The 20771-nt window shown below is 50.8% G+C and carries 18 protein-coding genes; 11 read left to right on the top strand and 7 right to left on the bottom strand.

What is annotated here, in order from left to right; genetic code table 11:
* Positions 1-1029: an elongator complex protein 3 gene (locus DPO_RS01435; RefSeq protein ID WP_006963808.1), complete on the top strand. Its 1029-nt coding sequence runs from the start codon at positions 1-3 to the stop codon at positions 1027-1029.
* Here the strand turns inward: DPO_RS01435 and DPO_RS01430 are convergent.
* Positions 1013-3352, bottom strand: a complete 2340-nt coding sequence (locus DPO_RS01430) for a penicillin-binding protein 1A (protein ID WP_006963807.1) — start codon at positions 3350-3352, stop codon at positions 1013-1015. The two genes, DPO_RS01435 and DPO_RS01430, sit on opposite strands and share 17 nt — an antisense overlap.
* Positions 3353-3781: 429 nt before the next feature.
* Here DPO_RS01430 and hisI point away from each other — a divergent pair, with 429 nt between their 5' ends.
* From hisI to DPO_RS01400, 6 genes are read left to right on the top strand one after another with little or no spacing between them, the layout of a single operon-like run.
* Complete coding sequence (hisI, locus tag DPO_RS01425; protein WP_024333675.1) at positions 3782-4156, top strand: phosphoribosyl-AMP cyclohydrolase; 375 nt, start codon at positions 3782-3784, stop codon at positions 4154-4156.
* Positions 4156-5031, top strand: coding sequence for an ATP phosphoribosyltransferase (hisG, locus tag DPO_RS01420; protein ID WP_024333676.1), 876 nt, complete (start codon positions 4156-4158; stop codon positions 5029-5031). Before hisI ends, hisG begins: the two co-directional genes overlap by 1 nt.
* Before the next feature lies 1 nt (position 5032).
* Positions 5033-6190 carry a pyridoxal phosphate-dependent aminotransferase gene (locus tag DPO_RS01415; protein ID WP_006963804.1) on the top strand — a complete coding sequence of 386 codons (1158 nt, stop codon included), beginning with the start codon at positions 5033-5035 and terminating at the stop codon, positions 6188-6190.
* Complete coding sequence (yihA, locus tag DPO_RS01410) at positions 6187-6798, top strand: ribosome biogenesis GTP-binding protein YihA/YsxC (protein ID WP_006963803.1); 612 nt, start codon at positions 6187-6189, stop codon at positions 6796-6798. Before DPO_RS01415 ends, yihA begins: the two co-directional genes overlap by 4 nt.
* Positions 6798-7682, top strand: coding sequence for a GTPase Era (era, locus tag DPO_RS01405; RefSeq protein WP_006963802.1), 885 nt, complete (start codon positions 6798-6800; stop codon positions 7680-7682). Before yihA ends, era begins: the two co-directional genes overlap by 1 nt.
* An 8-nt stretch (positions 7683-7690) precedes the next feature.
* Positions 7691-7981, top strand: a complete 291-nt coding sequence (locus tag DPO_RS01400) for an HNH endonuclease (RefSeq protein WP_006963801.1) — start codon at positions 7691-7693, stop codon at positions 7979-7981.
* Positions 7982-8035: 54 nt separating this feature from the next.
* Here DPO_RS01400 and DPO_RS01395 read toward each other — a convergent pair whose 3' ends face one another.
* The 3 genes from DPO_RS01395 to DPO_RS01380 all read right to left on the bottom strand — a co-directional run bounded on the left by DPO_RS01395 (position 8036) and on the right by DPO_RS01380 (position 10456).
* On the bottom strand, positions 8036-8839 hold the full coding sequence (locus DPO_RS01395; RefSeq protein WP_006963800.1) for a hypothetical protein: 804 nt from the start codon (positions 8837-8839) through the stop codon (positions 8036-8038).
* Between the two features lie 224 nt (positions 8840-9063).
* On the bottom strand, positions 9064-10092 hold the full coding sequence (gene dusB, locus DPO_RS01385; protein WP_006963799.1) for a tRNA dihydrouridine synthase DusB: 1029 nt from the start codon (positions 10090-10092) through the stop codon (positions 9064-9066).
* Positions 10073-10456, bottom strand: a complete 384-nt coding sequence (locus DPO_RS01380) for a hypothetical protein (RefSeq protein ID WP_006963798.1) — start codon at positions 10454-10456, stop codon at positions 10073-10075. Before DPO_RS01380 ends, dusB begins: the two co-directional genes overlap by 20 nt.
* Before the next feature lie 83 nt (positions 10457-10539).
* Here DPO_RS01380 and DPO_RS01375 point away from each other — a divergent pair, with 83 nt between their 5' ends.
* Positions 10540-11961: an MFS transporter gene (locus DPO_RS01375; RefSeq protein ID WP_006963797.1), complete on the top strand. Its 1422-nt coding sequence runs from the start codon at positions 10540-10542 to the stop codon at positions 11959-11961.
* Between the two features lie 2 nt (positions 11962-11963).
* On the opposite strand, the gene DPO_RS01370 is transcribed toward DPO_RS01375, so the two are convergent.
* Positions 11964-12488, bottom strand: a complete 525-nt coding sequence (locus DPO_RS01370) for a universal stress protein (RefSeq protein ID WP_006963796.1) — start codon at positions 12486-12488, stop codon at positions 11964-11966.
* A gap of 505 nt (positions 12489-12993) precedes the next feature.
* Here DPO_RS01370 and DPO_RS01365 point away from each other — a divergent pair.
* Positions 12994-14994 carry an oxidoreductase gene (locus tag DPO_RS01365; RefSeq protein ID WP_006963794.1) on the top strand — a complete coding sequence of 667 codons (2001 nt, stop codon included), beginning with the start codon at positions 12994-12996 and terminating at the stop codon, positions 14992-14994.
* A 12-nt stretch (positions 14995-15006) separates the two neighbouring features.
* On the opposite strand, the gene DPO_RS01360 is transcribed toward DPO_RS01365, so the two are convergent.
* Positions 15007-15972 carry a tRNA dihydrouridine synthase gene (locus tag DPO_RS01360; protein ID WP_006963793.1) on the bottom strand — a complete coding sequence of 322 codons (966 nt, stop codon included), beginning with the start codon at positions 15970-15972 and terminating at the stop codon, positions 15007-15009.
* Between the two features lie 142 nt (positions 15973-16114).
* On the opposite strand from DPO_RS01360, the gene DPO_RS01355 reads away from it, so the two are divergent.
* Positions 16115-17878 (top strand): AMP-binding protein, encoded by a 1764-nt coding sequence (locus DPO_RS01355; RefSeq protein WP_006963792.1) that lies wholly within the window; start codon positions 16115-16117, stop codon positions 17876-17878.
* A 9-nt stretch (positions 17879-17887) separates the two neighbouring features.
* Here the strand turns inward: DPO_RS01355 and DPO_RS01350 are convergent, their stop codons facing one another.
* On the bottom strand, positions 17888-19744 hold the full coding sequence (locus DPO_RS01350; RefSeq protein ID WP_006963791.1) for a GNAT family N-acetyltransferase: 1857 nt from the start codon (positions 19742-19744) through the stop codon (positions 17888-17890).
* Positions 19745-19910: 166 nt separating this feature from the next.
* On the opposite strand from DPO_RS01350, the gene DPO_RS01345 reads away from it, so the two are divergent.
* Entirely contained in the window at positions 19911-20762 is an 852-nt protein-coding gene (locus DPO_RS01345) for a tetratricopeptide repeat protein (protein ID WP_006963790.1), read from the top strand.
* The last annotated feature ends 9 nt before the right edge of the window (positions 20763-20771 follow it).

The following is a 20771-nucleotide window of genomic DNA, read 5'->3' as shown; positions in this document are numbered from 1 at the left end:
ATGACCGTTTCTCCTCTGGTCATTCCGATTTTTATTCCGCATTCAGGATGCCCCCACCAATGTGTGTTTTGCAATCAGACCGCCATCACCGGTCAAAAAGCCACTCTGCCGGATGCCGCTCGTGTGGCTGAAATTATTGATACCTATCTGGCCCATTCCATGCCCCGGCCCCAAGTGGAAGTGGCGTTTTTCGGCGGCAATTTTCTGGGACTGGCACCCGGACAGATTTCAGATCTGCTGGAAAGCGTCCGGCCGTTTCTTAACACCGGTGTGGTTCACGGCATCCGTTTTTCCACACGCCCGGATACCGTGACAAAAGACCGGCTAAAACAGATCGGGACATTTCCGGTCAGTCTGGTGGAACTGGGGGTTCAGTCCATGGATGATCAGGTGCTGGCACAGGCCAACCGGGGTCATACCCGAAACGACACCTGCCGGGCCATGGATCTGCTTGACTCCTTCCATATGAACGCCGGGGTCCAGATCATGGCGGGGCTTCCCGGAGACACCCGGGAAGGCGTGATCCAGACCGCACAGGTTCTGGCAGACATGCATCCAAAGACCGCCCGCATCTATCCGGCCCTGGTGTTGAAAAACACGCTGCTGGCCCGATGGTATCAAAACGGCACCTACCAGCCGTTGACCCTGGACCAGGCAGTGGATATTTCCGGCCGGGCATATGGCGTTTTCAATCAAGCCGGCGTGACAGTCATTCGCATGGGGGTTCATATGTCTGATGCACAAATGGGATCGATTCTGGCCGGTCCCTGGCATCCGGCGTTTGGACACCTGGTGTTTTCACGAATTTTATACCGGAAAACAATTCGAAAAATTCAAGCTTTGGGAACAACAATGCTTTCAGGCAGTATTCAGCTGCGGATTCATCCTTCCGAAGAATCCCGATTGCGGGGGGACAGGAACAGCAATTTACACCGGATGAAAAAAAAATTTCCAGGAATTGATTTTCGTGTATGGCCTGATCCGGCCATGGCGATAGACCAGGTGAAAATCGTTAAAATTCCTGTTTGAACAGATCGTCTGTGCCGGTGACTGCCCCCGGTTTCGGCGTATATTCCGTGGGAACCGTCCCTTCTTTGAAACATTCAAAAACAGTATTTTTTGATTCATTGATAGGCAGCAATCCGGTTTTGGCATCGATCTTGGCAAATACCACCCCATCCGGAACCGTGAAGGTTCGGATGGGTTTTCCCTCCAAAGCCTGCTGCATATAATCCAGCCATATGGGACTGGCGGTTCTGGAACCGGTTTCTCCTTTCCCCAGCGATCCGCCCTGATCCAGCCCCACCCATACCCCGGTGGTGTATCTCGGGGTATATCCCAGAAACCAGGCATCATACAGGTTGTTGGTGGTGCCGGTCTTTCCGGCCACCGGCCGTTTCAAAGCCTTGACCCGCTTTCCGGTGCCGGAGGTAACAACACTTTCCAGAATATGGGTCATGATATAGGCGGTGCTCATGTCAATGACTTTTTTGCGCACCAGCCCGGAGGTTTCCAGCAGATTGCCGTGGCGGTCGAAAATTTTGGTGATAAACACGGGTTCGATAAAATATCCGAGATTGGAAAACACGGCATAGGCATTGACCAGTTCCAGCAGCGAGACACCTGAAGATCCTAGGGCAATGGACAGATCCTGACTGATATCCGAAGTAATCCCCAGTTTTCTGGCATAATCAATTATATAAGAAATGCCGATATCCTGAAGTATCTTGATAGTGACCACATTTCTGGAATGCACCAGGGCTTCCCTGAACAGAGTGGGGCCGTAAAATGTTTCTGCATAGTTCTGGGGTTTCCAAGTGAAATCTCTTTGGGCATCTTCGTATACCACCGGTGAATCCATGATCACGGTAGCAGGGGTATATCCTTTGTCCAGTGCGGCGGCATAGACAATAGGCTTGAACGCGGATCCGGGCTGCCGCCGGGATTGATAGGCCCGGTTGAACTGGCTGTCACTGTAATCCCGTCCACCGATCATGGCTTTGACATGGCCGGTTTCCGCTTCAATACTCAGGAGCGCGGCCTGGGCAACCGGTTCCTGGAACAGGGTGAACTCATACGCATCCTTGTCTTGTGGCACGGATGCGACCTGAACCTGAATGATATCCCCGGGTTTTAACACCTGAGACGGTGCGGATATTTTGGATTCATAATACGCGGTTTTCGAATTCGGCCGCCGCGCCCATGTCATGGTCTCAAGCCGGATGATGCCGGAAAAATTACCCACCCGGACCTCGGTTTTTTTGTTGCGATCATCCACATTCAGGACCACGGCCGTATGTATATCTCCGGAAGTCAGCAGATTTTCCGGAATTTTTTTGGCTTCTTGGGTGCAGAATGCCTCGATTTGAGAAAGGGGGATCTGTCCGGACGGGCCCCGGTATCCCATACGGCGATCCAGATCCAGCAAGCCTTGCTGAACGGCACTCCGGCCCATTTTCTGGAATTCGATATTCACGGCCGTGTGAATTTGAAGTCCCTGGTTGTACAGCGCGTCTGCGCCGTATTTTTTTTCAACATATCGTCTGACATGTTCCGTGTAAAAAGGGACCCGCTCGATGAACCAGTTTTTTCGCGGTTTGATATCCAGCGGCATGTCAATGGCTTTGGTGACATCCATATTGGATATCATGCCTTCTTCCTTCATCCGGTTCAAAGTATAGATCTGCCGTTGTTTGGCCCGCTCGGGAAATTGAAACGGAGAGTAGCGGCTGGGTGCCTGGGGAAGACCCGCCAGCATGGCACATTCAGCCAGGCTCAATTCCCGTGCGTGTTTTCCGAAATAATTTTCAGCCGCCGATTCGACCCCATAGGCACCATGTCCTAAGTAAATCTGGTTTAAATACAGGTATAAAATCTGATCCTTGGTGAATTTTTTTTCAATCCGGTAGGCCAGAACGGCTTCTTTAAGTTTTCGTTCATAGGTCCTTTCCGGTGTTAAAAGAAAGGATTTGGTGACCTGCTGGGTGATGGTGCTCCCCCCCTGGGTGATAGTGCCGGCCTGAAAATTTTTGACAAACGCCCTGAAAATGGACAGAATGTCAATTCCCGGATGTTCCCGGAACCGGGAATCTTCCGCTGCCACAAACGCATTGATCAGATTGTCGGGCATGTCGGACAAAGGGATGACAACCCGGCGTTCCTTGTAAAATTCACCGATTTTTCTGCCGTCATCCGAATACACGTATGACACCGTGGCCGGCTGATAATCTTCCAATGTGTTGATTTTAGGCAGGTCCTGGCTCAGATAGACATAAAGACCGACCAGTCCACCGGCGGTCAGCAACATGCAAATGAACACAAAAACAATGGCCCATTTGAATACAGAGCGCATCCGTTGGGCCTTCTTTTTTTTTCGTTTTTTCAGAATTTCAGATCTGGTTTTTTGGCTGGTCATGGCTTTTTAAAAATAATGTGTGTAAGTGTTACCGCTTGTTATCAAATTAATCCTTTTAGGGCAATCATTTAAACGGTCTATGCAAACGTCGTCTTTAAGAAAGTCAAATGTCAGTTTTGAACTTTCTTTTTTTTTGTTCTTCCCAGGGGCCTGATTACATTTATAAGAATTTTTGGATCATATCGGTTTTTTAAGACAATATCAACAGGGGCTGTCTTTAATGAAATATTTAAATATTGGCCTGGGAATTGATACGGCATGGGAATCTTGTGATGTAAGGCTTTTTATAAATTGACTTTATAGCTGGTTTTGGTTAATAATACAGGTTTTAAAACATGAATAAAAAGGGATAATTATCACAGTATGATGATTCAGCTTGATTTTGAGAAATCCGGCGGGTTGATACCTGTCATCGCCCAGGATATACAGACCGGTGAGGTGCTGATGCTGGCCTATATGAATCAGGCGGCATTTGACCAGACCCTGAAAACGAAAAAAGCCACTTATTACAGCCGTTCCCGTAAAAAATTATGGACAAAAGGAGAGACATCCGGCCATGTACAGCATGTGAAGGAGATTCGGGTGGATTGTGATCTGGACACCCTGGTGATCAAGGTGGAGCAGGCAGGCGGCGCTGCCTGCCATAAAGGGTATAAAAGCTGTTTTTTCAGAATGGTGACCGACAATGGACTCAAAATTGTGGGGGACCCGGTGTTTGATCCCGAAAAGGTATATAAATGATGGAAAAAATACTGAAACTGGGCCTCCCCAAGGGAAGCCTGCAGAATGCGACCATTGACCTGTTCAGAAGATCTGGATGGAAAATCAATGTAGAGGGCAGAAGCTATTTCCCGGATATTGATGACGATACCATTGAATGCGCCCTGTGTCGGGCTCAGGAGATGTCCATCAATGTGGAAACAGGTGTCATCGATGCCGGTCTTACCGGTCTGGACTGGATCGCGGAACATGAATCCGATGTTCATGTGGTGACGGATCTGGTCTATTCCAAGGTCAGTGCCCGGCCGGCCCGGTGGGTGGTGGCGGTGGCCAATGATTCACCGGTCAAGACCCTGGCCGACCTGGAAGGTGCGACCATATCCACGGAACTGGTGAAGTTTACCCAGCGGTTTTTCAAGGAACAGAACATCAATGTCACCGTGAAATTTTCCTGGGGCGCAACCGAGGCCAAAATCGTGTCCGGCTTAGCCGATGCCATTGTGGAGATCACGGAAACCGAAAGTACGATCCGGGCTCACAATCTGCGGGTGATCCATGAGGTCATGGCAACCAACACCCAGCTGATTGCCAACAAAAAAGCCTGGCAGAATCCCGCCAAAAAAGAAAAAATCGAACAGATTGCTCAGCTGCTCCAGGGGGCGCTTGTGGCGGATCGGATGGTGGGGATTAAAATGAATGTGCCGGAAAAGAAAATCGCTGAAATCGTGTCGCTGCTGCCCAGTCTGAATGCGCCCACGATTGCCTCCCTGTATCAGTCTGACTGGTTTTCGGTGGAAAGCATTATCGATACCCGGTATGTCCGGGACCTGATTCCCAAGCTGCTCAAGCAGGGGGCCGAAGGCATTATTGAATATCCTTTAAACAAGGTGTTGTAACATGAAACCAGCCACACGGTGTGAACAGATCAAACCGTTCATCGTCATGGACGTGATGGAAAAGATTCATCAGATGGAGGCCGCAGGGATCGATGTGGTCCACATGGAGATCGGTGAACCGGACTTTGATGTGCCTGAATGTGTGAACCGGGCGACCCGGGCCGCCCTGGACTGCCATGCCACCAGCTATACCCACAGCTTAGGCGATATCCGGCTGCGGGAAGCCATTGCCCAGTATCACAAAGATACCTATGGCACGTCCGTGGATCCGGGACAGATTCTGGTGACCTCCGGGACATCTCCTGCCATGCTGCTGCTTTTTTCCGCGCTGGTGAATCCCGGCGATGAAGTGATCGTGTCTGATCCCCATTATGCCTGTTATGCCAATTTTATCCATTATGTTCAAGGCGTGCCCGTGTTTGTCCAGGTATTTGAGGATGAAGGATTCGTGTTTACCCCGGAAGCCATTGAGGCCAGGATCACTTCGAAAACCAAAGCGATTTTCATCAATTCCCCTTCCAATCCCACCGGAAACGTGATTCCTGAAGACCGGATGAAAGAAATCGTGGCCGTTGCGGAAAAACACGGATTGTATATCATTTCCGATGAAATCTACCATGGACTGGTCTATGAGGGCAAAGAGCATTCCATTCTGGAGTATACGCCCCACGCGTTTGTGCTCAACGGATTTTCCAAACTGTTTGCCATGACCGGCCTGCGCCTGGGATATCTGATTGCGCCGCCGGCATTTGTGCGGGCTTTGCAGGTGCTTCAGCAGAATTTTTTCATCTGTGCCAACTCCGTGACCCAGCTGGCAGGCGTGGCCGCGCTCAAAGAAGCTGAAAACGACACCCGGAAAATGAAAGAAATATACAACCGGCGCCGGTTGTATATGCTGCAACGGCTCAATGACATGGGGCTTGAAGTGAAAGTGCCCCCGACCGGCGCATTTTATATTTTTGTGAACGTGAAGCATATTTCCACGGATTCCTATGCCCTGGCCTTTGATATTCTGGAAAAAGCACATATCGGGGTGACACCGGGCGTTGATTTCGGGGCCAACGGGGAAGGGTATCTGCGGTTTTCCTATGCCAATTCCATGGAAAACCTCACCTTGGGCATGGACCGGATGGCTTCCTATCTTGCGACAGTGTCATGAAGATCCGTGACGTCCAGTTTGTGAAAAGTGCGGTAAAGCCGGATCAGTATCCAGAGTATACAGTGCCTGAAATCGCATTTGCCGGACGGTCCAATGTGGGGAAAAGTTCCATGATCAATACCCTGATCCAGCGAAAAGATCTGGTAAAGACCAGTTCCCGGCCGGGGTGCACTCAGCTGATCAATTTTTTTCTGATCAACGACGACCTGTCTTTTGTGGATCTTCCCGGATATGGATATGCCAAGGTATCCAAAAAAATTCGTGCGGCCTGGCAGCCCATGGTGGAAACCTATCTGTCCAACCGTCCCAATCTGCTGGGCCTGGTGCTGATCATCGATATCCGCCGGGACCCCCAAGAAGAGGAACGGAATCTGGCCCAGTGGCTGATATCCAATCATATGCCGTTTCTGGTGGTGCTCACCAAAGCGGACAAACTGTCCAAAACCCAGCAGCAGAAACGGGCCGCTGCCATCAGTTCTCAGATGAACAGAAACACCAGCGAAGTGATCCTGTTTTCCGCCAAAACCCGGGTGGGCCGGGAAATCATACTGGATGAAATCGCAAATCTGATCACATGGTATGAGCCCGGCGAAGAGGAGACCGACTGATGCAAAAAGAATTCCGGTCCGGTTTTGCAGCCATTATCGGTGCGCCCAATGCCGGAAAATCCACGTTATTGAATCAGGTGCTGGGGCAGAAAATTTCCATCACCTCCAAAAAACCCCAGACCACCCGGGATCGGATTCTGGGTATTATAAACCGTCCTGAATCCCAGATTGTGTTTGTGGACACACCGGGCATTCACAAAAGCGGTACCCTGCTCAATCAGCGGATCGTGGATCAGGCATTGCAGGCGGTGGAAGATGTGGATCTGGTATTGTTCATGGTGGATGCGGCCTCGTGTAATCATGCGGCTGAAAATATGATTGTCGCCCGGCTCAAGCAGGTTCGAAAACCCGTGCTTCTGGTTTTAAACAAGATCGATGTGGCTGGAAAGCAAACCGTGTTTGAACGGACGAAAGCCATGACGCCGGTGTTTGAATTTGCGGCAGTGGTTCCCATCTCCGCCCGGCAGAACATTCAGGTGGACCGGTTGATGGATGAAGTGGAAAATCATCTTCCAGCAGGCCCCCGGCTGTTTCCGGAAGATACTTTCACCGATGTCACGGAAAAATTTCTGGTCAAAGAGATCATCAGGGAAAAGGTGTTCCGGCTCACCGGCATGGAAATTCCCTATTCATCTGCAGTGACCGTGGACGCCTTTGAAGTGGAAAAAAACCTTATTGTGATTCATGCCAGTATCCATGTGGTACGAGATTCCCAGAAAGGAATCATTATCGGAAAAAAAGGGGCCATGCTGTCTGCCATCGGTACCCGGGCCAGAAAAGATATCGAAAAAATGCTGGGGAAAAAAGTGCTGCTCAAGCTGTTTGTGAAAGTCACCAAAGACTGGGTGAGCAATCAGCGAATACTCAACGAATTCGGGTATTGAGGTAAAAAATGGAACCGGATTTTTTCATGGATGATACCCGGTTAAAAAAAGAACGGGCCAAAGCCAGAAAAATCAGAAACAGTCAATGGTGGAAACGCAAACGTGCCAACGGTATCTGTCATTATTGCGGACTAAAATTTCTGCCGGCAGAGTTGACCATGGATCATCTGATCCCGCTGGTTCGGGGAGGGCGGTCGGAAAAGTTCAATCTGGTCCCCTGTTGTAAAAACTGTAATTCCCAGAAACAGCAGATGCTGCCCTGGGAATGGGATGTGTATTTAGACCGGCTCAAGCCGTAAGCCGTTGAAACCAGCCGCATGGTTTTCTGACATACGGCTTGAGCGCAAATGTTATTATTTTTTGCTGCACAACCGGTGAATGGTCTGAGCGTGCCATTCACCTCGCCCTGAAAACGTCGGTTGTCCTAAATCCACCAGATGTTTGGCGATTTGATCGTAGGTGGCCCCTTGATTTCTCATGGTATGGATAATGTTCAAGACTTCCTCCCGGGGAATCAGAGCGGCACTGTCTGCGGTGGCTGAAGCCGCCGGTTTTTCAGGGTCGGATTTTCTGCGTTTTCGGATCACCCGGCGTTTGGTTTTCATCTTTGTATCATGGGCCGGCGCCGCAATGGGTTCAGAAAAGGAAGACAGCCGATTGACCGATTCACCCGGCATGGATGCCGTGGATTGCTCCGAAGCGATTGCCTGTGCCTGTTCAGTTTCCGGCATGACGTCATACCCGGCATCCGAAGGGGCCTCCGGTTCATGCAGCAGTTCCTGATCCATCCGCAAATGGCTTACGATATGCTCGATAGCAAAGGCCTGGCGTTCGATGATATCTGCGGTTCGTTCCTGAATACTTGACATGTACTCCTGGTTTTTTATCAGAATTTCAACGTGGTGTGTCAGGTTCTCAATGGCATCTGCAAGCAGGGTGATGCCGGGATCTTCCGGCGGCAGCTGGTTTCCCATGGGGCCGGGGGGAACCGGCTGGCGCTTGAGGTTGGGATTCCTGGGGTTCTGATATCCATTGTTAAAAGAATGATATCTGGGCGCATTGTTATATTGATAAGAATTGTCATAGTTTTTACGTGTTTTGGGCGTACGTTGTTTATCCGCCTGCCCATTCCGCAGGCTGTGTAAAAAATCATTCATTTGGTTCATGTTCTCCTTGAAAATGTGTTCTGGTCATGAAATTGACCTGATTTTCGTCAGTAAAGATCTCAATTGGTTTTTTATGAAATTGGCCCGGAATAATTTTCCGAATATGGGTATTGTGTTAAAATACAGTATATATATCCTGTTTTTTTTGTTTTTTGTCAAGGCATTTTTGCGAATTTCCCGGCGATAAATCAGATTTTCGTTCAAGTGAACGGTATTTACAAACTGAGGCGATATTCATAATTTTGGATCAGTTCAATGGCTTGTTCGCTGGACGTTATCCGGGACAGTAATTTTCGGATTTCAGTACATCCGGGCATCCCTTTGACGAACCAGGGAAGCCGGCCCCGAAGCATGCGGCAGGCGGTTGTCTCTCCAAAATGGCTGACATACAACTGGATGAGCCGCACCATTTTTCTGAAGATATCCGACACAGTGACCGGAAGGCTGATACCTTGTGTGATCAGCGCTTCCACCTGCCCGAGAAGAAACGGATTGGTCATGGCGCCCCGGCCGATCATGACGGCGTCACACCCGGTCTGGTTCAGCATGGTTAATGCATCTGATGGGGTAAGGATATCGCCGTTGCCGATCACCGGCAAAGCGGTTTGTTGTTTTATTCGCCGGATCAGGTCCCAGTCGGCATGGCCTTTGAAGCCCTGTGTGGCAGTGCGGGGATGAAAGACAACCGCATCCACCCCTTCTTTTTCAGCCATGTCAGCCAGGGCAAATGCCTGGGAACCGGAAGCATCCCATCCGGATCGGATTTTTATGGTTAAAGGCAGAGGTGTGGCCCGCCGGACTGCTTCAAGGATTTTTTGACTCATGGGCAGATGGTTCATCAAAGCGGCTCCGGCCCCTTGCTTGAGCACTTTTTTGACACTGCACCCGAAATTGATGTCAAGGATGTCTGCGATTCCCATTTGGCTGATCTCTGCGGCAGCCCGGGCCATGATGTCGGGTTCGGCCCCGAAAATCTGAACGGACAATGGCCGCTCTTTTGGGCAGGTTGCCAGCAGAGCAAGGGTTTTTTCCGAATTGTAAAAAAGACCTTTGGCACTGATCATTTCCGAACACACCACCCCGGCGCCGCACTCTTTGATCAGGCATCGAAACGGCAGATTGGTGATGCCGGCCAGAGGTGCCAGTAAGGTTTTCCCCTGAATGTGTAACGGTCCGATTTTCAATGCCGGAGAACCGGATGGCATTCCTGCTGCGGAGACACTGTCAGTCGGTTGTCGGGTCATTGGTTTTTTTCTTCAGGTCTGAAAATGAAATAATATTGTCTGTTTTCTCATGAGAATCAGAAGGGGCTTTTTTTGAGGGCGCGCTCTCCGGAAAGTCAGTGCCGCCGTCCTGGGAAAACGCAGAGGTTTCTTTTGGGGCATGGATGGTTTCCAGGCGCATCTGTTTGCCGTTCATCTGAAATTCTTCTCCGTTGATATATGCATCTTTCAATATCCATGTGACGGTTTGTAACGGGATCTGAAGCATGAGAAGTGTCATCTGGAACCAGCCTTTTTTCGGGTCCGGCAGAATGTTCTCAACCCGGGCAAAAGCGATGGGTGCATTTTCCAGATAAATCAATACCACATCATTGATGGTTGCCATAACGCTCCTTTTCTTTTGTCTTGTTTCTCAAAACAATATACCATATTCTTGGACGAATCAAAACAATGGAGTGGGCAATAAAGATGGGAGTTGGGAATAAAAAATGGCAGGTGTTCATGCTGGTGGGGGTTTCGATTTTCATGTCCACCCTGGACTCCAGTATTGTGAATGTGGCATTGCCTTATATTATGGAAGATCTGTCTTCTGATGTGAGAACCGTGCAATGGGTGGTGGTGGTGTATCTGCTTACCGTGTCTTCCCTGCTGCTGACATTCGGCAGACTGTCGGACATCCGGGGGCGCCGCCAGATTTATGTGATCGGGTTTCTGGTATTCACGGTGGGATCGTTTGTGTGCGGGCAGGCATGGACATCCGGAATGCTGGTGAGCGCCAGGATCCTTCAGGGGATCGGTGCATCCATGCTCATGGCCTGTTCTCCGGCCCTGGTGGTGGATGCCTTTCCCCAGACAGAACGGGGAAAAGCACTGGGTATGATGGGGGCGGTGGTGGCCGCAGGTCTGACACTGGGGCCTCTGGCCGGCGGGATGATACTGGCCTGGTTTTCTTGGCGCTTGATTTTTTATATCAATATTCCCATCGGGGTGATGGCGGTGCTCGCCGGTATTCTGGTGCTCAAGGATCTGCCCGGTGGTAAGGGAAGCCGGGAGCCTCTGGACAAAACCGGGAGTTTTTTGCTGATTTTGTTTTTGTGCAGCCTGATTGTGACCCTGGTAAGGCTTCCGGACTGGGGCGTGGTGTCTTTGAAAACCGGGATGGGATTGGTGACCGCCATCATCAGTGGATGGTGGTTTGCCATGAATGAAACAAACACCGCCTATCCGCTGCTGGATCTGGGATTGATGAAGATCCGGCTGTTCATTCTCCCTCTGATATCAACGGCCATTCTTTTTGCCAGTTTGTTTCTCCTGGTTTTCATGATGCCGTTCTATCTCACGTATCCCGGTGGATTTACCGCCTCAAAAACCGGGGTTATCATGATTGTTCCATTCTTGTTTTTATTGATCATTTCGCCCATATCCGGGATGCTGGCGGATCGGCTCGGATCCCGGCTTTTGTGTACGCTGGGCATGACATTCATGTGCCTGTCTTTGTTTTTTCTGATTTTTCTGTCTCCACAACAGGGGATATTTGCCATTGTCTGGCGCATGGCTCTGGCGGGTATCGGTACGGCGGTGTTTGTATCTCCCAACAATACCGCCATTATGGGATCGGTGCCCGTGCATCAGCGGGGTATTGCCTCGGGCGCAACAGCCACAGCCAGAACCCTGGGCATGGTTTTGGGGGTGGCGCTGGCCGGAACGATATTTTCAGCTTTTCTGACGTTTCAAGGAGAGGGCATGGACAGTTACATTCCTGCCATGGCACCGGCATTCATGGAAGGATTCAGGCATGTGATGGCAGCCGGTACGATCCTGGCTGCCATCGGCATTGCAGTGACATTTTCCCGGGGAAACGAGAAAATGAAAAAAACGGGTCAGATCTGAAATTATTCCCTGTCCCGGGGAACCACGAACACGGGCACAGAGGACCGTTTCAATACTTTGCGAACCAGTTTGTCTCCCATGGCTTGTGCCACCAGTCCTTGTTGTCTGCACCCCATGACGATGAACGCACAGTCTTCGTCCACGGCAGAGGAAACAATTTCATCGGCAATGGAATGGCTTTCTGCCACCAGAATTTTTTTGATGGGAGAGACCGCATCGGCCGACACTTTTTCATGGTCTTCAAAAAATCCGGCAATGGCCTGGCGGATCCTCAAGGCATCCACATTTTTGCCGATCAGAAGATCCTGGGCACCGGATTTGTGCTTGGCTCTGATTTCTTTGTAAAGGTTTTCACCAAATGCCATTTTCACCTGTCGTTGAGCAGACGGGCTGGCTTCTTCCATCACGTGAAGAACGATCAGGTTGGCGCCGGTGTAGGTGGCCATGGTAACGGCTTGTTCAAAAACCGGTTTCATGTCCACGGACAGGTCGGAGGCAAAAAGAATATTCTGGACTTTTCTGGTCATTGGCTTTCTCCCGTTCATTTATGAGGATAAAAATGACAATTTGTGCATCAAACAACTCTCTATCATATACATATATAATTGTTTTGCAAGTCTATTGTTTGCTGCACTGGGTCACCAGGCACGGCCGGATCTCTGCTGCGGCAAGATTTGCCCGGTTCCATAATATCGGTCATGGCTTGAATCCCGACAGGTTTATGATTATGTTCATTAAAATAATTTTTAACAGGAGGAATCATGAAAGAAATGCTATGGATTATCGGATTTGTAGGTATTTATCTGTTGGTGCAGATTTATATTCTGCCCAAAATGGGAATTTCCACCTGAATGCGGGATGCCTGTCAGGTGGCAGGCAAAAAAAATGGCTCGGAACAGACCACAAATATAATGGATTACCGTCCGCCTTCAGGAAGTGACAAAAAAGAGTGACAGCGCGTAAAAAGGGTGTTTTAATGGGAAATCAGTTGTGAATGTGGATTCATAAAAAACCGATGACCCGGAGGTAAAGATGAAAGACCCCTTGTTTGAGCCCATTACCATAAACACCCTGACTTTAGAGAACCGGATCTATCTGCCGGCCATGCATCTGGGCATGGGGGTGGACTATGAAGTAACGGATGCGATAATCGATTTTTACACCCACCGGGCCAGAGGCGGGGCCGGCCTGATCTGTGCGGGATTTGCCACAGTGGATGAATGGTCCGGCAACACCCAGAATATCGGGGCTCATGAAGACCGGTTCATGCCTGGATTGTCCCGTCTGGCATCGGCCATTCAGGACAACGGGGCCAAAGGGGCGGTACAGCTCAATCACGCGGGACGGTACAATTTTTCATTTTTTCTGGAGGGACGGCAGCCAAAGGCACCGTCTCCGGTCGCTTCCCGTCTGACAAAAGAAGTGCCCAAAGAAATGACGACCCAGGAGATCGAACAGACCATCGAGCGGTTTGCCCAGGCGGCATTGCGGGTGAAAAACGCCGGGTTTGACGCGGTGGAGATTTTGAGCGGCACCGGATATCTGATCAGTGAGTTTCTGTCTCCTTTAACCAATCATCGCACCGATGAATATGGCGGCAGTCTGGAAAACCGGATGCGGTTCGGCCTTCAGGTGACGGATGCGGTGCGGCATGCGGTGGGGCCTGGTTTCCCTTTGATTGTGCGTATGAACGGCAATGATTTCATGCCCGGCGGCAACACCCGGGCAGAACTCAAAACCTATGCACAATCTTTGTCAAAAACAGGGGTGGATGCCCTGTGTATCAATGTGGGATGGCATGAGGCCCGGGTGCCCCAGATCACGGCCCAGGTGCCGGAAGGCGCATATTCCTATCTGGCCGCCGGTATCAAGGAACAGGTAAATATTCCTGTGATCGCCTCCCACCGCATCAGTGATCCGGATACTGCCAGGGATCTTCTGGCAAAAGGGTATTGTGATATGGTGGCCATGGGAAGAAGTCTGATCGCGGATCCCATGCTGCCCCGAAAAGCGAAACAGGGCCGGGAAAAAGAGATTGTCCATTGCGTGGCCTGTGCCCAGGGATGTTTTGATAACCTGTTCAAACTCAAATCCGTGGAATGTCTTTGCAATCCTTTGGCCGGCCATGAAACCGACCGGACAATTGAAAAAACCGGTTCTCCCGGAAAAATTCTGGTGGCCGGTGCCGGACCTGCCGGTATGATGGCGGCGTTGACCGCCCACCGCCGGGGGCACCGGATCGTGGTGTATGAACGGGCCCACCGTCCGGGGGGTCAGTTATATCTGGCTGCAGCGCCGCCGGGCCGAGATCTGTTCGCCCGGCTGGCCAAAGACCTGGAAACCCAGATGGCTGCCGAAAAAATTCCGGTGATTCTCAATACTGAGCTGGATTCACAAACGATTGCCAAAGAAAATCCGGATGCCGTGATCCTGGCCACAGGGGCGAAACCGGCCCTACCAGATATCTCTGGCATGGATCTGCCCCATGTGGTCCAGGCCTGGGATGTGTTGACAAACAAAGTCCGGACCGGCGGTCGCGTGGCGGTGGTGGGCGGCAATGCCGTGGGAGTTGAAACCGCCCTGTTTCTGTCGGAACAGGGAACCCTGCCGGCAGATGTGCTGAAGTTTCTGCTGATCAACCGGGCCGAAGATCCGGAAACCCTGTGTAAGATGGCAGTGACCGGCACTGCAAAAATCACCCTGGTTGAAATGACGGATCATATCGGCAAAGATATCGGTAAATCCACCCGGTGGGGCATGCTTCAGGATCTTGGCCGGGCCGGGATTGAAACACTCTCTCATGCAACGGTGACCCGGATCACGCCGGAAGGGTTGATGTATGAGCAAGAAGGCAAGACAAAGACGCTGGTTGTGGATACTGTGGTGGTGGCGGCCGGGTCCGTGCCTTACAATCCCCTTGAAACGTTGGTGAAACAAACCGGTATCCCCTGTGAGGTGGTTGGCGATGCCGCCTGCGTGGGAACGGCATTTGATGCCATTCACCAGGGATTTGCCGCCGGCAGCCGGGTGTGATCGGCAAAAGGATCAGGAACCCCATTGCGGGTCTGAGTCAAAAAAATCCGCCACATGAGCTGAGTAAGCCTCAAAACAAGGGGATCTCAAAATTTTTTTCAACGGGGCTTTGTGGTGTTTGAATGACGGACCCAGATAATGCCAGAATCCTTTCATGCGGCCGGTCAGATGGCCGGGACCGGAAAACCGGCCGGCATAGGCAGACACCAGGTCATCGTGAAATTTTTTCAGCCGTGCCGGGCGCTGTTCCGGATCCGATGAAATGCCCTTGATCTCTTCGGGCAGAAACGGATTGGCCAGAATGCCTCTGCCGATCATGAACCGGCAAATACCGGGAAACCGCTGTCTCACCATTGAAAAAAAGGGGGTGTCCGTTATATCCCCGTTATACACAAAGGGGTGAACACAGGCGTTCATGGCCGCCGCAAACGCATCAAGATCCGCCTTCCCCCGGTACATCTGGACCCCGGTGCGGGGGTGGAGAATCACATGATCCAGCGGGTGGCGGTTCAAAACCCGGATCAGGTCATGGATCTCTTCTTTGTTCTGCCGGCCTAAACGGATCTTCACGGACAGCGGTACCGGAATCTGCCCAAGGATGGTTTCCAGAAGCGCGTCAATGGTTTCAGGAAACATCAAAAGACCGGAACCGCGCATTTTTTTGGCGATTTTGGAATGGGGACATCCCAGATTCCAGTTGACCTGGGTATGCCCCATGTCAGCCAAGTGCCGGGCCAGAAATATAAAATCGTCTGCCACATTGCCCAGGATCTGGGGAACGACCGGAAGGGCCAGATTGTGTTGCGGATCCACATCCTTAATCCGGGAAGGTTTGAGACGCTGGTGCCTCATGGTGGAGATAAACGGGGCCAGGGCTTCATCCACCCCGGAAAAATGCCTGGCATATACATTTCTGAACGTGACATCTGTAAATCCCTGAAGCGGTGCCAGTATCAGGGTGAAATCATTGGCTGTCATAGAGTGCGGCAACCTTGCATAATTTTGGTTATAAGTTGTATCAAAGCCTTGACAAGGGTCGCGGCCATGTGCGATGAAGCAGTTTGTTTCGGTCTGATGCTATATATAACATTTAATTGGATTGCAAGGAGTGTTTACCGGTATGAAAGAACTTTATCAGGAATTGATCCATATCAACCAGATGGCGGATGATTCCCGGAAAGAAGACAAGGCAAAAGCCTTTTTCAACACCTTGAACCAGATGCCGATTCCGGATCATTTCAACTGGGCGGGACAGATTTTTGAGGATTTTCACGTCAAAGAATATCCTGATAAAACTGCGTTGATCTGGCATGATATCCATACCGGTGACATCCGGTCATTCACCTATCTGGCATTGATGCAGAAAGCCAACCAGCTGGTGAATTTTCTGACAAAAAACGGGGTGGGTCACAAACAGAACATGTATATGATGGCACCGGTTGTCCCTGAAATGTGGTTTGCCGGCCTTGCCTGCATCAAAGCCGGTATCGTGGCGGTTCCCACAGCCACGACCATGACTTCCCGGGAAATGGAGTACCGGTTTGAAACCTACCCGCCGGATGTGGTGCTGGCCGATGAAGCCAGTGCCGAATTTATCGATCAGGCGGCCGAACAGACCGGTATCCATCCCAAAATCAAGCTGGTGCTGGGCACCAGAGAAGGGTGGACCGGATTTGATGAGATTTTCCGGCAATCCACGGAAGCTGCCGCCGCACCCACCCGGTCCGATGACATTCTGTTCTGCTTTTTCACCTCCGGCACCACCGGACTTCCCAAACGTGTGGGACATACGGCAGTTTCCTATCCCCTGGGCCATCTGTCCACCAGTGTCATCATCGGTGTCAGGCCCGACGACATCCATCATAACCTGAGTGCGCCCGGCTGGGCTAAATGGTCCTGGTCTTCTTTTTTTGTGCCCTTTAATGTGGGGGCCACCGTGACGGCGTTTTCCTTTGCAGCCCTGGATCCGGGACAGTATCTCAAGGCACTGGAAACCCATCATGTCACCACGTTCTGCGCCCCGCCCACGGCCTGGCGGATGTTTGTGAATTCAGATCTGTCTGCAGTCCGGTTGGCCGGACTGCGTCAGTCTGTATCTGCGGGCGAGCCGTTGAACCCGGATGTGATCAACCGGTGGGAAAAATATACCGGCACCCGGATCCGGGATTTTTATGGACAGACCGAATCCACGGCCATGATCGGCAACCCGCCCTGGATGGTCGATAAAATGCGGTCCGGATCATTCGGAATCCCGTCTTCCATGTATGATGTGGCCCTGGCCGATGATGAAGGCAACGAGATCACCACCCCGGATACGGTGGGACATATTGTGGTCAAGCTGAACCGGTGGCGGGGCATCGGCCTGTTTTCTGAATATATCGGAAATCCCGAGAAAATGAGTTCCGTGTTTGTGGATCATTTTTATTACACCGGAGACCGGGCGTCATTTGATGCGGATGGGTATTGGTGGTTTGTGGGAAGGGCGGATGACGTGATCAAATCCTCGGATTTTCGTATCGGTCCCTTTGAGGTGGAAAGCGCCCTGATCGAGCATCCGGCCGTAGCGGAAGCCGCGGTGGTGGGTGCACCGGATCCCCAGAGATACCAGCTTGTCAAGGCATATGTGATTTTAAATTCAGGCATTGAGGGAAACCGGGAACTTGCGCTGGAGCTGTTCAAGCATACCACGAATATTCTGGCAAAATTCAAGATCCCCAGAATCATCGAGTTTGTGACGGAAGTGCCCAAAACCATATCCGGCAAAATCCGGCGCATTGAGCTGCGGGAAATGACTGCTTCCAAATCAGACCCGGCCGGGTCCGGTCATTTCAAGGAATACTTTTACTGGGACTTTCCGGAGTTGAGTTCCAAAAACAGGAAATAGCGGTCTGTTTCACTCAAAGGGCATTTCCACTTCGATCTCTCCACTGCCGGAACGAATGAATTTGGCGTGGGGATACCGTTTTTGAAATACTTTGATCATTTTGCGGTTTTCCGCAAGTACCGTGGCAATGAACCGGGTGTAATTGTTTTCTTTGGCAATTTTTTCCAGAGTTTTCAGCAGAAAAGAGGCAATGCCCATGCCGTGGAGGTTTTCTTTGACCAGAAAGGCGACCTCTGCGGCATTCTCCGTGGCTTCGGCATAGGAACCGATGGCCACGATCTGTTTGCGCTGTCCGGCCTGCATGACCCCGATCAACGTCATGTTTCTTCGATAATCCACCTCAGCCCATTGCTGCTGGAGCATTTCTCTGGAAAACACTTTGCGTTTGTTGAAAAACCGGTAATAAATGGAGTCTTCCTGTAAAGAATAGTAAAAATGCCGGGATTCGAATTCATCGGAGGGCAGCAGAGGACGGAAATTGATATCCTTGCCGTTGTCCAGTTTCAAAGAATAATGGTAGGAATCCAGAAACATCAGGTCCTGGCTGGTGGGCGGCACCTGATCCGGAAAGATATAATGGCGTTTCTTGGCTTCCTCAATCAACTCTTTTCTGAATTTGGGATGGGCGATCTGGGCCAGCTCCATGACCCGCTGGTAAATACTTTTCCGCCGCATTTCCGCGATGCCGTATTCCGTGACAATGATATCGATGTCGCCCCGGGTGGTGGCCACGCCGGCCCCTTCACTCAAATGGGGCACGATACGGGACACCGTATCGTTCTGAGCTGTGGACGGGATGATAATAATTGAAAATCCGCCCTCGGACATGGCCGATCCCCGGATGAAATCCACCTGGTCTCCGATACCGCTGTAAAACAGATACCCTTTGGAATCCGTACACACCTGACCGGTCAGATCCACTTCCAGGGCCGAACTGATGGAGATGAGCCGGTCGTTTTTGGCGATCACATTGGGATCATTGACAAATTCAGATGATTTGAAATAAAACATGGGGTTGTTGTCCACATAATCGTATAAGACTTTGGAGCCCATGCACAACGAGGCGACCACCCGGTCCGGCAGATAATTTTTTTTTCGGTTGGTGATCACTTTTTTATGAAACAACGGCAGCAGCCCGTCGGTGATGACCTGGGTGTGGATGCCCAGATCTTTTTTGTCGGCCAGATACGGCATCACTGCATCGGGCAGATGCCCGAAACCGATCTGGAGCGTGGCGCCGTCATCCACCAGCATATTCACATAATGCCCGATACGTTCGATGACCTTCTGGTTTTTCTGGGTGGCCAAAGATTCCAGTATGGGTTCATCATATTCCACCAGAAAATCGATTTCATCGATGTGTACCACGGAATCCCCCCAGGTCCGGGGCATCTGCGGGTTGACCTGGGCGATGACCAGGTCGGCATTTTTCATTCCCGACAGCGTGATATCCACGGATATGCCCAGAGAGCAATACCCGTGTTTGTCCGGGGGACATACCTGGATCAGGGCGACATCCAGGCCGATTTCCCGGTGTTCGAAAATTTTGGGAATCTGGGACAGATACACCGGGATATAATCGATTTTTCCTTCAAATGCAGACTGGCGCATGAGTACGGAGATGAAAAACAATTTAATGGAAAACCGGGATAAAAATCTTTCATCATGAATATATTTTGACAGGGAGGATGACAGCATCTGGTACACGATGATATCCTGGGCGCTCTGGTTTTCCACCATGGCTTTGATCAGTTGCTGGGGTTCTCCACAGCCTGTCCCGATAAATACCCGACTCCCGTTTTTTATTTTTTTGACACTTTCTTCCGGTGTGAGGAGTTTTTCCGGGCAGACATCCCTGAGATTCATGAATTTTTTTCTCCTGTAAAAAAGCGTTGGACTCAACGCCTGTTATTATGAAATACTTTTGTGGCAAAGTACAGAAAAAATAAGGATCATCAGGGAATCACTATCAGGGGGGTGCTGTTTTTTCATATCAAGGGATACAGTTGGATCAATTGATGAAAGGAAGATTATGATGAACAAGGTTCAAAAGCCACGGCTTATTGTCATGCCGCTGGTGCCCGATACAAGCCGATCTTTTGATGGTGCGGGTTTGGGGATTCATTTTTTACTGGGAAACCTTTTCGGGGTTCATCCGGAACTGACGGAATGCTGGTTCGGATGGCGGGTAAAAAAAATATTTCAGGATGAAACAGCCTTTACTGCATATTGCCGGGGCATTCCCCCGTTGCCCGATATTCAGGCCTTAGGAAAACAGGAAAATGTCCGGTACTGGTTGACCGGGAGATATTCACAAGAAGATGAGATATTGCAGATCAGCATGGTCCTTCATGACATTCAGGGGCCGGATGATAACATCACTTTGCCGTTGTCTTTAGATGACGGGATAACGGATTTCAGGTATCGGTTTCAACAATGGCTTGGTAAGGCCGGTCTTGCGTTTCCCCGAACCGATACTGTTTTCTGGCCGGAGTGGATCACCCCGGAAGGGCTGGACTGCCTGGGCCGGGGGCTGAAAACGCTGTATCTGAATTATCTATCCCAAACCGGCAGTGCCGGAAATATGATCGATCTGACCTGGTTTGACCGGGCTGTGGACGTATCGCCCCGTTCTTACCTGGCCCATGATCTTCTGGGATGGGCATTGTATAAAAATCAGGAAATCGTCCGGGCGGAATCATGTTTCGAAACCGCCCTGACTTTTAATGACAAAGGGGTGGGCGCACTGTCCGGCCTGCTCTGGTGTGCGGTGGCTCAAAAAGACCGGGACAGGGCCCTGGTTTATTCCCTGGCAAAGGCCCGGGTGACAGATGCGGATCCAAAGGCGGCCAGGGCATGGGTGTCAAAGAAAATCCCGGATTAGTCGGGTCGG

Origin of the sequence: Desulfotignum phosphitoxidans DSM 13687 (assembly GCF_000350545.1) — a bacterium.
In the GTDB taxonomy this organism is placed as follows: Bacteria; Desulfobacterota; Desulfobacteria; order Desulfobacterales; family Desulfobacteraceae; genus Desulfotignum; species Desulfotignum phosphitoxidans.
This window is presented reverse-complemented; position numbering and strand designations above follow the sequence as displayed.

Bases quoted from the DNA above. Each gene is read 5' to 3' on its own strand.
- DPO_RS01435 (WP_006963808.1), top strand. From the start codon at position 1: ATGACCGTTTCTCCTCTGGTCATTCCGATTTTTATTCCGCATTCAGGA.
- DPO_RS01430 (WP_006963807.1), bottom strand. From the start codon at position 3,352: ATGCGCTCTGTATTCAAATGGGCCATTGTTTTTGTGTTCATTTGCATG.
- hisI (WP_024333675.1), top strand. From the start codon at position 3,782: ATGATTCAGCTTGATTTTGAGAAATCCGGCGGGTTGATACCTGTCATC.
- hisG (WP_024333676.1), top strand. From the start codon at position 4,156: ATGGAAAAAATACTGAAACTGGGCCTCCCCAAGGGAAGCCTGCAGAAT.
- DPO_RS01415 (WP_006963804.1), top strand. From the start codon at position 5,033: ATGAAACCAGCCACACGGTGTGAACAGATCAAACCGTTCATCGTCATG.
- yihA (WP_006963803.1), top strand. From the start codon at position 6,187: ATGAAGATCCGTGACGTCCAGTTTGTGAAAAGTGCGGTAAAGCCGGAT.
- era (WP_006963802.1), top strand. From the start codon at position 6,798: ATGCAAAAAGAATTCCGGTCCGGTTTTGCAGCCATTATCGGTGCGCCC.
- DPO_RS01400 (WP_006963801.1), top strand. From the start codon at position 7,691: ATGGAACCGGATTTTTTCATGGATGATACCCGGTTAAAAAAAGAACGG.
- DPO_RS01395 (WP_006963800.1), bottom strand. From the start codon at position 8,839: ATGAATGATTTTTTACACAGCCTGCGGAATGGGCAGGCGGATAAACAA.
- dusB (WP_006963799.1), bottom strand. From the start codon at position 10,092: ATGACCCGACAACCGACTGACAGTGTCTCCGCAGCAGGAATGCCATCC.
- DPO_RS01380 (WP_006963798.1), bottom strand. From the start codon at position 10,456: ATGGCAACCATCAATGATGTGGTATTGATTTATCTGGAAAATGCACCC.
- DPO_RS01375 (WP_006963797.1), top strand. From the start codon at position 10,540: ATGGGAGTTGGGAATAAAAAATGGCAGGTGTTCATGCTGGTGGGGGTT.
- DPO_RS01370 (WP_006963796.1), bottom strand. From the start codon at position 12,488: ATGACCAGAAAAGTCCAGAATATTCTTTTTGCCTCCGACCTGTCCGTG.
- DPO_RS01365 (WP_006963794.1), top strand. From the start codon at position 12,994: ATGAAAGACCCCTTGTTTGAGCCCATTACCATAAACACCCTGACTTTA.
- DPO_RS01360 (WP_006963793.1), bottom strand. From the start codon at position 15,972: ATGACAGCCAATGATTTCACCCTGATACTGGCACCGCTTCAGGGATTT.
- DPO_RS01355 (WP_006963792.1), top strand. From the start codon at position 16,115: ATGAAAGAACTTTATCAGGAATTGATCCATATCAACCAGATGGCGGAT.
- DPO_RS01350 (WP_006963791.1), bottom strand. From the start codon at position 19,744: ATGAATCTCAGGGATGTCTGCCCGGAAAAACTCCTCACACCGGAAGAA.
- DPO_RS01345 (WP_006963790.1), top strand. From the start codon at position 19,911: ATGATGAACAAGGTTCAAAAGCCACGGCTTATTGTCATGCCGCTGGTG.